This is a genomic window from Burkholderia contaminans (assembly GCF_029633825.1).
GTDB classification, from domain to species: domain Bacteria; phylum Pseudomonadota; class Gammaproteobacteria; order Burkholderiales; family Burkholderiaceae; genus Burkholderia; species Burkholderia contaminans.
The window spans coordinates 143,008-155,297 of the sequence record NZ_CP090644.1; the positions used below are offsets into that span (position 1 = coordinate 143,008).

Annotated in this window: 20 protein-coding genes; 14 read left to right on the forward strand and 6 right to left on the reverse strand. The window is 62.8% G+C overall.

Annotated features, from left to right (window positions below; genetic code table 11):
- The first annotated feature begins 36 nt into the window (after positions 1-36).
- The 13 genes from LXE91_RS41880 to LXE91_RS41940 all read left to right on the forward strand — a co-directional run bounded on the left by LXE91_RS41880 (position 37) and on the right by LXE91_RS41940 (position 7,588).
- The gene (locus tag LXE91_RS41880; RefSeq protein WP_034176085.1) at positions 37-237 is read left to right on the forward strand and encodes a hypothetical protein; all 201 of its coding nucleotides are present in this window, start codon (positions 37-39) and stop codon (positions 235-237) included.
- 187 nt (positions 238-424) lie between these two features.
- Positions 425-1,078 carry a helix-turn-helix domain-containing protein gene (locus LXE91_RS41885; RefSeq protein ID WP_027813530.1) on the forward strand — a complete coding sequence of 218 codons (654 nt, stop codon included), beginning with the start codon at positions 425-427 and terminating at the stop codon, positions 1,076-1,078.
- 20 nt (positions 1,079-1,098) lie between these two features.
- Positions 1,099-1,404, forward strand: a complete 306-nt coding sequence (locus tag LXE91_RS41890; RefSeq protein ID WP_027813531.1) for a hypothetical protein — start codon at positions 1,099-1,101, stop codon at positions 1,402-1,404.
- 44 nt (positions 1,405-1,448) lie between these two features.
- Positions 1,449-2,534, forward strand: a complete 1,086-nt coding sequence (locus LXE91_RS41895; RefSeq protein ID WP_027813532.1) for a hypothetical protein — start codon at positions 1,449-1,451, stop codon at positions 2,532-2,534.
- Positions 2,535-2,544: 10 nt separating this feature from the next.
- Positions 2,545-2,775 carry a hypothetical protein gene (locus tag LXE91_RS41900; protein ID WP_027813533.1) on the forward strand — a complete coding sequence of 77 codons (231 nt, stop codon included), beginning with the start codon at positions 2,545-2,547 and terminating at the stop codon, positions 2,773-2,775.
- A gap of 9 nt (positions 2,776-2,784) precedes the next feature.
- Complete coding sequence (locus LXE91_RS41905; RefSeq protein ID WP_046544062.1) at positions 2,785-3,039, forward strand: hypothetical protein; 255 nt, start codon at positions 2,785-2,787, stop codon at positions 3,037-3,039.
- A 215-nt stretch (positions 3,040-3,254) separates the two neighbouring features.
- Entirely contained in the window at positions 3,255-3,926 is a 672-nt protein-coding gene (locus LXE91_RS41910) for a hypothetical protein (RefSeq protein ID WP_034176084.1), read from the forward strand.
- Positions 3,927-4,007: 81 nt separating this feature from the next.
- Positions 4,008-4,298 (forward strand): hypothetical protein, encoded by a 291-nt coding sequence (locus LXE91_RS41915; RefSeq protein ID WP_027813562.1) that lies wholly within the window; start codon positions 4,008-4,010, stop codon positions 4,296-4,298.
- A complete protein-coding gene (locus LXE91_RS41920; RefSeq protein WP_027813563.1) occupies positions 4,295-4,720 on the forward strand; it encodes a hypothetical protein in 426 nt (141 codons plus the stop codon). The genes LXE91_RS41915 and LXE91_RS41920 overlap by 4 nt, the downstream gene beginning before the upstream one ends.
- Before the next feature lie 4 nt (positions 4,721-4,724).
- Positions 4,725-5,060: a hypothetical protein gene (locus tag LXE91_RS41925; RefSeq protein WP_027813564.1), complete on the forward strand. Its 336-nt coding sequence runs from the start codon at positions 4,725-4,727 to the stop codon at positions 5,058-5,060.
- A gap of 30 nt (positions 5,061-5,090) precedes the next feature.
- Complete coding sequence (locus tag LXE91_RS41930) at positions 5,091-5,315, forward strand: hypothetical protein (protein ID WP_027813565.1); 225 nt, start codon at positions 5,091-5,093, stop codon at positions 5,313-5,315.
- On the forward strand, positions 5,312-5,740 hold the full coding sequence (locus LXE91_RS41935; RefSeq protein ID WP_027813566.1) for a hypothetical protein: 429 nt from the start codon (positions 5,312-5,314) through the stop codon (positions 5,738-5,740). Before LXE91_RS41930 ends, LXE91_RS41935 begins: the two co-directional genes overlap by 4 nt.
- A 3-nt stretch (positions 5,741-5,743) precedes the next feature.
- Positions 5,744-7,588 carry a phage integrase family protein gene (locus tag LXE91_RS41940; protein WP_278068197.1) on the forward strand — a complete coding sequence of 615 codons (1,845 nt, stop codon included), beginning with the start codon at positions 5,744-5,746 and terminating at the stop codon, positions 7,586-7,588.
- 15 nt (positions 7,589-7,603) lie between these two features.
- On the opposite strand, the gene LXE91_RS41945 is transcribed toward LXE91_RS41940, so the two are convergent.
- From LXE91_RS41945 to LXE91_RS41970, 6 genes are all read right to left on the reverse strand, one after another.
- Positions 7,604-8,035 carry a hypothetical protein gene (locus tag LXE91_RS41945; RefSeq protein ID WP_048985624.1) on the reverse strand — a complete coding sequence of 144 codons (432 nt, stop codon included), beginning with the start codon at positions 8,033-8,035 and terminating at the stop codon, positions 7,604-7,606.
- Between the two features lie 69 nt (positions 8,036-8,104).
- Entirely contained in the window at positions 8,105-8,785 is a 681-nt protein-coding gene (locus LXE91_RS41950) for a hypothetical protein (protein WP_027813802.1), read from the reverse strand.
- A complete protein-coding gene (locus LXE91_RS41955) occupies positions 8,758-10,014 on the reverse strand; it encodes a DUF6402 family protein (RefSeq protein WP_027813803.1) in 1,257 nt (418 codons plus the stop codon). The genes LXE91_RS41950 and LXE91_RS41955 overlap by 28 nt, the downstream gene beginning before the upstream one ends.
- 87 nt (positions 10,015-10,101) lie before the next feature.
- On the reverse strand, positions 10,102-10,440 hold the full coding sequence (locus tag LXE91_RS41960) for a hypothetical protein (protein WP_143282317.1): 339 nt from the start codon (positions 10,438-10,440) through the stop codon (positions 10,102-10,104).
- 69 nt (positions 10,441-10,509) lie between these two features.
- The gene (locus LXE91_RS41965; RefSeq protein WP_153260041.1) at positions 10,510-10,650 is read right to left on the reverse strand and encodes a hypothetical protein; all 141 of its coding nucleotides are present in this window, start codon (positions 10,648-10,650) and stop codon (positions 10,510-10,512) included.
- Positions 10,651-10,701: 51 nt separating this feature from the next.
- Entirely contained in the window at positions 10,702-11,769 is a 1,068-nt protein-coding gene (locus LXE91_RS41970) for a hypothetical protein (protein WP_048992704.1), read from the reverse strand.
- 187 nt (positions 11,770-11,956) lie between these two features.
- Here LXE91_RS41970 and LXE91_RS41975 point away from each other — a divergent pair, with 187 nt between their 5' ends.
- Positions 11,957-12,259 carry an H-NS histone family protein gene (locus LXE91_RS41975; protein ID WP_077187207.1) on the forward strand — a complete coding sequence of 101 codons (303 nt, stop codon included), beginning with the start codon at positions 11,957-11,959 and terminating at the stop codon, positions 12,257-12,259.
- The last annotated feature ends 31 nt before the right edge of the window (positions 12,260-12,290 follow it).

A 12,290-nucleotide genomic window follows, 5' to 3' on the forward strand; every position in this document is an offset into this window, starting at 1 on the left:
ATGGAATCCACCGGGTGAATGCAGAGGATCTCGGCAATGAACGTGACAGCATGGCAGTTCGAGGAAAGCGGGTGGGGCAGGGGCGTAGCGGCCGGAGGGGCGCTGATCGCGCTGGCGGCCGTTGACCGCGGGCTGTCGGCGCTGTGGCCGGCCAGCTACGGGCTGGTTCACCCGCTGGCGGCGATCGCCGCGGCGAACCTGCCGTTCATGGCCGCGTACCTGATCCTGCGGTCCTGAACGACGCCGAACCCGGCTGCGGCCGGGTTTTTATGGCGTGCCGTCAATGCCGATAACTCCCCTTATCGGCATTGCGTTTAATGCACGAATACCCGAAAGGGCGGTTTATCAAAGTGGCTTGACACGTCTTTAAGACGTGCTATGCTGGTTTATACGTCTTTAAGACGGGTTCTGTTCAGGAGGCATCATGTCCGTGCTGTACGTGTATCGCTGCCGAGCCTGCGGCCAACGCGGCGAGGTCCATCACCCGGACGACAGCTACGACGGCGCGGCCGCCACCTGCGCGAAGTGCTACGAGCCGGTCACGCTGGAGTGGGACGGCGGTGTGACGCTCGAAGTCGCGCCGTACGACGGCGGGCCGACGCCCGACGAGATCAGGGCGATGCGGCAGCGCGGCCGGCGCACCCAGGCGCAGGCGGCCGCGCTGCTCGGCGTGAAGGAGCGCCAGGTCCAGCGCTGGGAGGCCGGCCAGGCGCCGATGCCGATCGCCGCGTGGTTGCTGCTGCGCCGGTCGTGGGGCTATCGCTATCCGAGCGATTTTGAGCGCCACGAGGACTTCGAGCGGGACTGGAATCCTGACCGCGACGTCAAGCGCAGGACGATCGAGCGCGGCGACGTGGTTGAGCTACAGCCGGTCGACGGCCCGCTACTGCGCGCGACGGTGTGCCTGGATCGGGTGCACGACGGCTTGGTCGACGAGGACAGCTACGGCGCGATCGTCACCGAGTTCGTCGGTGCTGCCGGCGCCGGGGAGGAATACCGCGGCTTCTTCATCGGCGAGCGCGTGACCTTCGCGCGGTCGAACGTGATCCACCTCGAGCAGCGCGCGCCGAGGCGCTGAAACGATCAGGAGATCCCGTCATGTCAAAACTGACCTACGAACGAATCACCGCGCGTGCCGAGCAGGAGATGGTCGAGTACCTTGCGATCGCCGAAGCACATCGTGTGGCGAATGACCGGAGCCGCGCGGCGAGCGCATGGCGCGCGGCGCTTGGCGTGTTGTCGATGTGGAAGGTGCTCGCCAGAGACTTCCACGGGGCAGATGAGGCGGCCTATTTGGCCGATTGCAAGCGACTCGCCGTGCTGATCTGCCTGGACATCGCATCGCTCAACATCCCGCCGCGGCAGATGCAGTCCGAAGTGCCAGGGATGCGCTCGTCCGGCTGATGGCCTGACTCGTATTCAAACCCATGTCTAATAGGAACCCTGCGATGCGCAAGGAATACGAACTGCAGACCGACGTGCTCGCGACGATCGTCGCGGCGACCCCGGTCACGTCGAAGCACGCCGCGCTGCTGACGACGTTTGCGACCCGCACCGACTATCGCGGCGCGCGCTACGCGGTCACACGCGACGAGTTCTCTGAACGGCCCGCCCGCGTGATCGATGCCGACGGCCGCGAGATCGCAGCCGACTATCACGCGTGGATCGACGGCCAGCTCGACGTGCACGGCGGCTCGGTGGAGGACGTGTTGCTCGCGCACCGGGATTCCGGCTATCTACTGGTCGACGTCCAGCCGCTGTTGCACTACTTCGTATTCGACCGCGGCGGTGACCAGGACAATTTCGTGCAGCTCGAAATCTGGGAAGAACAGGAATTCGTCGAGCGCGAGGTGTTTCCGCGCAGCACGCCGTGGCGCTCGCCGGATGTGCATGAATTGCGCTCCGGCTGGCACGACATGCCGGTCGAACGGTTCGAGCGGCGCACGCTCGGCTCGCCGCGCTATCGGCTCGAGGCGGTGATCGACATGAAGCACTTTGCGGCGCTCGCCGAGACGACTTATAACGAGCGCCGGCAGCGCGACGGCGATCGGCAGTTGGTCGAGCGGAACCTCGACACGGGCGAATCGCGGGTGGTCAGTGTGCGCGAGCTCACGCCGGGCTACGACAACCAACAATGGCGCGGCCGCCGCTTCTTCGACGACTGGGCTGCGTCAAGCGCCGGCCAGGCGGGCGAGCGCATTTGTCAGCGGTGGGTTTTCATCACCCAGGACAACACCGATCCACGTATCGGCCGGGAGATGGACTTCATACCGCGCTGGACTCACACGCGCAAGATCGCGGCGCTGAAGAACACCGCGAAGCTGGACGTGTACAGCCTGTACGGGAAGCTGATGCAGTTCGACGAGCGCATCGGCCATCGCTTCGCCTGGTATTTCTACGGTCTGCACGGCAACCTGATCCTGAGCGGGCAGATGGAGCGCGTGCTCGAGGCGGCCGAGGCGGGGCTGATCGTGCTGCCCGAACATGATTACCAGGTGCTGCGTCGCTGGGGCGACGATCAGTACGGGTTTTGACGGAGCCTTGATGAAAACAACCGCCCGCTACACCAAAGGCCGCGGCGACGCGTCGGTCCACGCCAGGGCACGCGTGTTCGCGTGGGAGGACCATCAAGTGATCGAACTCGATGTCGTGGGCCAGCTCGACAGCGAACACCACTTCCGGATCCTCGCCACGGCGGACGAGTCGGAAGCGCTCGCGCAGCAGCTGCTCGATGCGGCCGCGAAGATCCGACTTGCGCGTCAAGAAACGGAATAGGAAAACGCGATGACGATCACGCTCGACGCTGCTAAGGCGATCTACCGTCAAGCAATCGACTCGCGGGCCGGCGACGGCGAAGGCGCGGCCTGGTGGGATGAGGTAGCCGACGAAATTCGCGACGTCGTCGCAGCACGAACGATCAGCATCGCGGCGGACCTGATTGCGTGGTGGCATCACGACTGGACGTGCATCAACGATACGCCGCGCCGGGCGGCCACGCGTATTCGAGACGCGGCGCGAGCGATGCGCCTGCGAGCATAGGAAAACGCCATGGCCGGAACCCGGAAGAAAGTTCTCGATCTGGGCGTACTGCCTCCCCTAGATCCACGTCACTATGATGAGGACAGGGAGATGATCGGTCACGAGGTGGTTCCGATGGACCAACCATCGGAAGGGGTCTTCTGGTGTCGCGTCTGTGGCGGTCACCCGACTGATCCTATTCACCAACCGGGATACGAATCGTAACGGAAAACGCGATGACGACGCTGACACGCCAACACTACAAACGCCTGCGGTTCTATTGGCAAGGCCTGGCGAATGGTGGTGCCGGGATGACGGACGGCATCGACCTGGACCTGGCCGCACTCGGGTTGGTTGAGCGCTTCGAGCGCTTCGGCTACGGCGTTCGCTTTCGCATCACGAAAGCGGGCGAGCAAGAGCTTGCCGCCGAGAAGGCGCGCGAGGTCGAGCGGCGTCAGCCGCATCACACTCTTGCTGGCCGCTTGGCGCAGTGGCGTCAGAGTCAAGGTCGCGTGACGTGGCAGAACATCGAATTGCTGGTCGACCTTGAAAGCGGTGGCCGGCAAGCGATTCGTCCCGACGTGTTTTCAGTCGCTGCGAACTACGACGAAAAGCGCATCAATCCGTGTGTCGATGAAGTGAAGGTGAGTCGCGCGGATTTTCTCGCGGACGTGGCTCGCCCCGAGAAGCGGGCCGGCTACGGGAAAATCGCGGAGGTGCTGTACTACGCAGCGCCGGCCGGCATGATCGAGGCGTCGGAGGTGCCGGAAGGATGTGGCTTGCTCGTCGAAGTGGCGCCGTGTCAGTTCGAGATCTTGAAGCGTCCGAAGAAGCGGCCGGTGTCGCTGACCACGCACCATTTCATGAATCTCATTTTGAAGCCCGGCGCGTTCGCACCGGCCTGGTAGAAAAACAGCAATGACGAGAGATCCATCGGAGCGGTTCCGGTGGATCTCGATTCCTCCAACTTCAACACCTGATAGACCAACGTGCACGACTACACCGTCTCGTATCCTGAACTGACCGCATCGGCCGAAAGGCATATCCGCGACTATATGACCTTCGCCGCGGCCGCCGGCGACGATGCCGAACGCAGGGCACTGCATGCATCAGCCGTCAGCCTGTTCGCGTACTGGCTCGGCTTCGTGAACGCCGCCCGAAAGACCGTCGATGACGCGGGACGGCAAGCGCTGCAGCGCGACGAGCATCGGCTGCTGGATCTGGTCAGCGCCGCGGCCGCACCGTCCGGGCGCACCACATCGGACGACCGCGCATCATGACCGCTGCCTTCGACCGTAACGCCGCGCTGACCGCCGTGAAGCTGACGCTTTCCGACGCCATCGCGCACGACTATGCGAACGCTCTGTCGATCGACCGTTACGCGGGTGCCGGCGCGCTGGCGCATTGGCCTCCCAATCCGCATCGCTGCCACGAGCAGGTCACGCGCTGGCTGCAATCGCATCCCGGCGATACGCCGGTACGCGGCTGGCTTGTGAACGGTGGCGACGGCGCGCAACAACGCTTCGTCTCGCACTCGTTGGTCCGCAGCGCATCGGGCGCGTTGCTGGATGTCGCGTTTGCTCGGCCGGCCCATGTACAGCGCTTCATTGAACACCCGGCGGCGGCAGGCGATTTCCTCGCGCTTGTCCTCGGCGAACCGCCGGTGTCCGAACTCTGGGTGCCGATTCCCTGCAGGAGTTAATACCATGGCCCGCTCTTACCGGAAAAAACCGCCTGTCCGGCCGGCGCCCCAATACGTCAATGGCGTGGTGTTCACGCTCGCCATGCGGACGGGCGATGTCCAGGTGATCGGCATACCGTTCGAGCACCGCGGTCGGACATGGGCCGTTCATGCGATCGTCGGGCGCGATGATGTCCCTTGCTATGCGGCTTCCGACGTGCTGACAGGCATGCACGTGCCGAACAGTGAGGCGTCGAGCATCGACGCGTCGCGTGCGGCGGCGATTGCCACGCTCGACAACGTGACGGACGAGAGCTGGGCCGACACATTCGGGCCAGCTCAAACCGCGACGGCCGAATGACAACCTGCACGGCGCTCTGCGAGTTTCCCGATGCGCTGCCCGAACGGTGCCGCAGCGCCGCTCGAGCTGCAGACGAAAATCGAACTGGAGGACAACATGCTCCGCAATTGGATGGCACGTTTAGCGTGTCTGGTGGGTGCGCATCGCTGGGTGCAGCATACCCATTACCGCTACATACTGAACGACAGCGGTCTCCACGCGTATCAATGCGAGCGGTGCGACAAGGTCCGCTCGTCGAATTTTCCGAGCCGATGAGAAAAGCCACGTCCCGTAACCGCCGGCCGCTGACCAGGGCGCAACTGCTGCCGATCCCGACCGGCGAACTGCGTCGGATCCAGCTGAAGCACCACGTGGCGCTCGCGGCACTACGCGACGCGAACGACGACGTCGCGCAGCTGGCCACGCTATTGAATGCGATCTACCTCGCGTACTTTCTCGACTCGACCGAGGCGGCACTCTATCGACGGGCCGAGGCGGCCCTCCAGGACTGCGCCGATCGCGCCGAGCGGGGCGAGTCGGGCGCGCTGACCGACCTCGAGCGCGCGGCGGTCGAGCACGTGCTCGCACGGTTGGACGCGCAGCTGGCGGCGGTACCGATGCATCGCTATATCGCCGCGTTCGAACGGCTTCAGCGCGTCACCACGGCCGATACGGTCGTATCGCCCATTCCTGCAGGCTGAGCCATGGCAAATCGTCCCCAGCAGCTCGCCCAGATGCCGTTGCGCAGCTACAGCCGCACCGAATTCACGGCGCTGCGCGCGCGCGTGAAAGGCTTGCCGATCGAGACAATCGAGCGACTGTACTTCGACCGTGATGCCGTCGAGCCGGTCGACGTCGCTCAGCTGCTGCGCACGATGCGCGACGACTTGGTCGCGGCCGCGCTACGCGACGGCTCGCCAGTATTGCAAGCCCACCTGCAGGCGGCGATCGCGAAATACGGCGAGCCCCGCCTGACGCCCGTGTCGCTGCAACTGATCGAGCAGGTCGCCGCGCAGTGGGCGGTCGCCGCGCCGCGGGCCGAGCACCCGGTCGGTCGCTGGTTTCGGCCGCTCGTTGCCGCACGCCTGGAGGGAGAGGGCATCCACACGCTCGGCGAGCTCGTCGCGTTCGTGAACCGCCGCGGTGGGCAGTGGTGGCGATCGGTGCCGCGCATCGGCGTCGGCCGCGCCCGCGTGCTGGTCGCCCGGTTGCGGCGTCACGCGGCGTCGATCGGCGCGCCCGTTGAGGTCGACGTCGACGCCGGCGACGCGCTCGCGCCGACGTCGGCGGGCGTCACCGCCGGCGCCGGGCAGCTGGCCCCGCTCGAGCGCCCGGCGCTGCCCGTCGAGCTGTCCGGCGCGCACGGGGCGAACCGCGCGCCCGTGTTCGCGTATCTCGGCGCGGCGCACGATCTCGATGCGGTGCGGGCCTATCTGCATCGCTACGACGACCGGCCCGCGACGCAGCGGGTCTACAGGAAGGAGCTCGAGCGCCTCGTGCTGTGGTGCGTGGCGGAACGCGGCGTCGCGCTGTCGTCGATGCGGGTTGAGGATTGCGAGGCCTACAAGGCGTTTCTCGCCGCGCCGGGCGAACGCTTCACGGGGCCGCCAGTCGCGCGCACGAGCAGCCAGTGGCGGCCGTTCGCGCCGGGTGGCCTGTCACCGGAAAGCCAGCGCTACGCGGTGCGCGCGATTCGCGCGGCATTCACGTGGCTCGTCGCGGTGCGGTATCTGGCCGGCAACCCTTGGGCGGCCGTCTCCGATCCCAGCGTCGTCAGGCGGGTGCGCAAGCTGCAGGTCGAGCGAGCACTACCGCTTGACCTCTGGACGCGCGTACGCGAGACGCTGGCCGAACGCAGCGAGCTGCAGGGGCCGAGCGGGCCGCGCTGGCGGACAGCACGTGCGCTGTTGCTGCTGATGGGGGATGGTGGCCTGCGGATCGCTGAGGCGGCCGCGGCGAGGCGTGCGGCGCTTGTCTGGATGCCGGCGGACGACGACACGCCGGCCAGCTGGTTGCTCGAGGTGATCGGCAAGGGCAACAAGCAACGCTTCGTGCCGATCAGCGACGAGTGCGTCGACGCGCTGCGCGCGCACTGGCGCGATCGCGGCCAGGATCTCGACGCGGCGGCCGCAGCGAAGCCGCCCGGGTTGCCGCTGGTGGCGCCGTTGGTCATCCCGCCGACGCCGCGAGCCCGCGAGAAATTCGGCGAGCCCGTCGACACTGACGAAGCAGTAGCCGGCGCCGCAGCGCGGGGCGGCTATTCGGTGCGCGGCGCGCGCGGACTCACGCAATGGGCGATCGCGCAGCTGCTCGCGGTGATGTCGGATCTCACTGAGTCTGAACGGCGCAAGCTGGCCAGCACGTCGCCCCATGCATTCCGGCACACGGTCGGCACGCAGATGTTGGCCGCCGGCGTCGCGCTCGAGGTCGTGCAGCGCACGCTCGGCCACGCGTCGCTCGGCACCACGTCGATCTACGTGTCGCCGGAAGAGGCGCGGATGCGCCGCGAGGCGGCGAAGTACCATGCCCGGCTAACACGCGACGGCTGAGTGCGTCTCCCGATCTTATGAAAAGAACGCGAGCAGTCGTTGCAGCAACGGTATGCGTGCCGTCCACCAGTCCGTCCGGGAAGGCGGCATGGCAATGAAGCGCAACGGAGACGACTTCGACTGGTCGTAGTAGAAAATGTTGTCGTCGCTGTACCGCAGTTCCGTGGGTGCTGCATCGTTGAGCGTGCGCACCGCAAAATAACGCTCCGCCAGCACGTCTCCTGCCGGACCCATCACCCGGAGTCGAATTTCGTCACCATCGGCAAAAGAGCGGGGCACCCGACATAGCTCGATCTTGTACTTCTTGCCACCGAACTCTTTCGTTCCCCCGTTAAGATCCTGCGTATAGCTCTCGCAATCTTCGTATGGCTTCCGTAACGCAAGAGCCGGAATCGCCAGTACCAAGACAAGCGCGATCGCGATTACATGTTTTCTGGTGACCTGCATATTTCGCCGAGGCTGATTTTTGTGGGATTGGACGGCGGAGCCGTTTGATGGCTGTACGGGCGGCTACTCTCAGCGAAGCCAAATCGGAATTCTTGCGGCAACCCAGTCGATCAAGGTGGGCGGCAGCGAGATCGAACGCATGCTGTCGTACTGATCGGACGCGTCGAAGTAAATCAATTTGCCATCGCGGATCTTGATCGAGTCTTCACCCGGCCGGCCGTCCCAAAAAACGAAAAATAAGCGCGTGGCGAGCGTCGAGCCATTCGCATCGGTGATGACGAGTTTGACCTGCTCGTTCTGATCTGCAAAAAATCCATGACTGCGCGCACCACTTCCGCAGATGTTGACGATGTAGGTCGTGCCGTCGACCTGTTTGATTCCACCATTCATCTTGGCGTTGTAGTTGAAGCGCTGACAATCGGTGTCGTCTGTCGTGACCCCGCCTAAACTGATGAGCGCGAGGCAGGCCAATAAGCCAAGTGTCACGATCGCCAGTCCCGCGCGCTTCGCTCGGCCGAAATGGGCGATATTTCGAAGAAGCCAGTAGAAGTAGGCTGCAAAGATGACCGCGGTGACGATGAAGATCGCGGTCTTGCCGTTCTTGAGCGCGAAAATCGCGATCGCGTTCGTGGCGCCAGGCGGCAGGAACGGCCACACGATGGCGGCAACCAAGGCCACGGCCCCGACTACCAAGATCGCTCTGAGGATGAGGCGGATCATCTTCATTGTTCCGCCGGGATGGGTCTGCATACGGTATCAAGTTTCAAAACAATCGGGTTGTCCAGTTTCACGAGTTTGGGTCTACTGTAAACCATAAAGTCACCGCCACGATTGTGTGCCGCTCTCCACTCGCGATATGTCTTGTTGTGCACTGGCCAGTACACATCCTTCGCCATAAATTTCCGAAAGAGACTTGTCCGTTTGTCGATCGGTTTGTTGACCTCTTCGCCTTCAGGAAGATAGTGCCACTTTTCGATGGTTGAATTTCCGACATTCAAGTTGCTGCTCTTGAAGAAATCGTTGGCTGCAGCGACGTACGACAGCACCATTCCGTTCTTGTTCCAGTGGCCAAGATACTGGCTCTTGGAAGGCGAATCATCGTTAAATGAATAGCTATCCTTGATGTAGACATAGATGTGGGTAATCTGTGCAACCGGTTCGAGACAGAATATTTTGTTCTTGCCTTCGTACTTGTAGTAACGCTCGCCGGTAACGGTCGCCTTCCCAACAGCAGCGTAGAAGTTGAAGTTTGCCAGTGCGCCGGTTAGATCGGTCAACGCCGTACCGTCGAGTGTGTCGACGGATGATACTGACTGGTACTGAAATCTCCAGGCGACATGAAACTGAAGCAGATCCGTCAGAAACGGCGTAGTGTCGATCACGATACCTGCCGCGTTCATTTGTCCGGCCGCGAAACTCTTCTCGATCACGGGCGTCAGCGTATTCCTCGCCGATGTAGCAGCATTCGGAGTGTAAATCGCTTGTCGGACGAGTTGATTGAAACGCTCAAGTGCTCCGCGAAACCGCAACGCCCATTCCAGAGAGACTGTCCTGTCGTCGATCGGCTGCACCGAGTTGAGCTGGTCGTTATAGGCGTGCTTAGGGCTTGCAAACCACTCTCGCGCAAGCTTGGCCGAGATCGGCCAGCCCATCTTGTCCATCGCTTTGGGAATGTCCTGCAGATCGAACTCAGGCAGCTTGTTCGCTTGCTCGGCGTCTTGGGGCTTATCACTCGGTTGTGGCTTGGCGGGCGGCTTGGCCGGTGCTGGAGCAGGCGGCTTCTGTGGCGCGAGAGGAGCGGCTGCCTTCGATGGTGGCGGTGACGGCGGCTCGTTCGGCGCAAGTCTATCGAACGAGATTTTTTGCTGCGTGTCGATGGGAACGCATCCGACCACGCCAGAGTAACATTTCCACCGTTTGCTGGAATATAGAACTCCGGACTCCAGTTGGTAATACGGGACTTTCTTGACGTCTGGCATAGGGCCTTGAATAACGACTTTTCAAACGAACGGGTATCAGATTAATCGATTCATCGGAAAATCGATCAGAGACAATGAAAACAACTGTTAGATCAGGTCGCGATTGCGCAAGATGAAAAGGTAGGGGCAATCCGCCGGCGGCACGATCGACACGGAAGGCTTGCTCGCCAGGCGAGCCAACATTGCGCTTTCGAGTTCGGCCGCCTGGTTGTCCAACCACCCTGGCTGCCACGTTCGGGCCCACGCGAGCCAAGCCGCTGGCGAAAGGCTGGCGGCCGCGGTCGGCTTCGATGGCACGTAAACCGCGTCTCGCCACGAGAGGCCCGACCGGAACCGCACGCCAGTGACTCGAAGATGCTTGCGTGTACAAACGACGATGAACGCGCGGTGCGGCCGCTCGTCATACAGCACATCCGGCTCATGCACACCTCTCGCCGGCGCAGCGGAAACCGGTCCAGTCCATTCGAATTCCAGGGTAGCGCCGGTTCGCTCGGCCTAGTCGCGGTTGTAGAGGCCACCATCAATGTAGGCGTTCATGCCTGCGTCACCGAGGATCGGTCCGCCGATAAACGACCCGGATTCGACGATGGCGCGCGCAATGTACGGCGCTGTTTCGTGCGTCAATTTGATCGGCATAGCTCGACACTGTGTTAGAAAAGTGGCCGGCCATGCCGGCTTGGTTGTACGTCACCGGATCCCCGCTGCCTTACGCTCGAGCGGCGAGAATTTGCGTAGCGACGCGTAGGGATCGACGAGCCGTCGCGGCGCACGAAGCAGCTTGACGCCTGGTGTTAGCAAGCCGCCGAAACCCAAGCCGGCGACGACTCCGGCCGCGATGCGCAGATTCGACCAGTCTGCCGGCATGATGCAGATCAACATGATCGCGATGATGCTGACGCCGAACATTACCTTCAGAAAGAACCATGGTGCGGAGAGCGCGTCGATGTCGAGGATCGAGCACGGAATCTCTTCCGATTCGTATTCCTCTTTCTCGCGGACCAACTCCAAGTCGAGCGGTGCCGGCCGACTGGAGACCGGATTGACCAGGCGTTCGGTAAGCGCTGCAGTGACTACGTCGACCGCAGGGAACTCGTGCGGCCACCGATGATGTTCCGCCACACCGTAGGCCCGCAGGATCGGCAGCGCCCAGGCAGGATGGTTGATCGGTGCTAGCAGTTGGCCGTCTAGCACGGCCCAATACATGGTCTGATGCGCGTGCTTCGCCGCGTAGGTCGCGAGGCGATCGGCGGCCGGGTAATCGTACGGCGCAACGTGCGCCGGGATCCATTGCGCACCCATATCGCGGAAGAATCCCACGCGATTCTTGCCCTCGTGCGCCAGAAATAGACCGAGCGGTTTGATCCAGATGAACTCGGCTCGATCGTAGCCTTCTGCCGTCGCGCGAGCCGGGTCTTGCAACCTGGCCAGCAGAGCCGGTCGCTCGTTCTCAGGGACAGAGGAGGTAGTCCATCGCCAGCTCGCGCCGATCGTCTGCGAAACAGGCGCAAGCGCGCTAAACGAATCGCCGCACGGTTCGAGATTGCTGAACGGAAAGACGGTTCTGAAAAAAGAAGCTCCGATCCGTGGGCCGTAGGCACCGTCGTGGAACGGTTCAATGAGACGCCGACCGGCCGCACTGCGGCATGCGAGCTCGTCGACTTCGTATTTTGCGTCGACGAGCAGCCTGATCTCGTCGCGCAGCTTCGAGGAAATGTTGTCCACGACGGCTTCGAGTGAGGTGGTAGTTGCGCTCATCGCTTGTTCCATTTTCTAGTCGCTCTCAATCGACTGACTGGTTATCGTGTGTGCGTCGTGCCGGCGTACCTTTGGACGCGAAAAACGTAACCGACGGTATTTGTGATTATGCCGGAATCGTGTTGACGGGACCGAGTTTGCCGACTAGGCTACTCGTTCGTTGTTTAACTGATTCTCTTCCATCTCCATGGCAACTTATCTTGAATTGAAAGCGCAGGCTGATGCGTTGGCACAGCAAGCAGAAGAAGCACGTCTCGCAGAGCTCGACAGTGTCATTGCAGCGATGCGCGAACAGATCGCAGAGTACGGCATCACGCCCGAGCAGCTGTTTGGGCGCCGACGTGCTGCAGCGTCTGGGGAGCGAGCTCCCGTGGCACCCAAGTATCAGGATCCGAAGACAGGAGCCACCTGGAGCGGGCGGGGCAAGGCACCGCAGTGGATTGCAAACGCGAAGAATCGCGATCGCTTTCTGATTCCCGCTGCAGAGTAAAAGAGCGCTTTCGCGGCAAAGCCCGCGAATT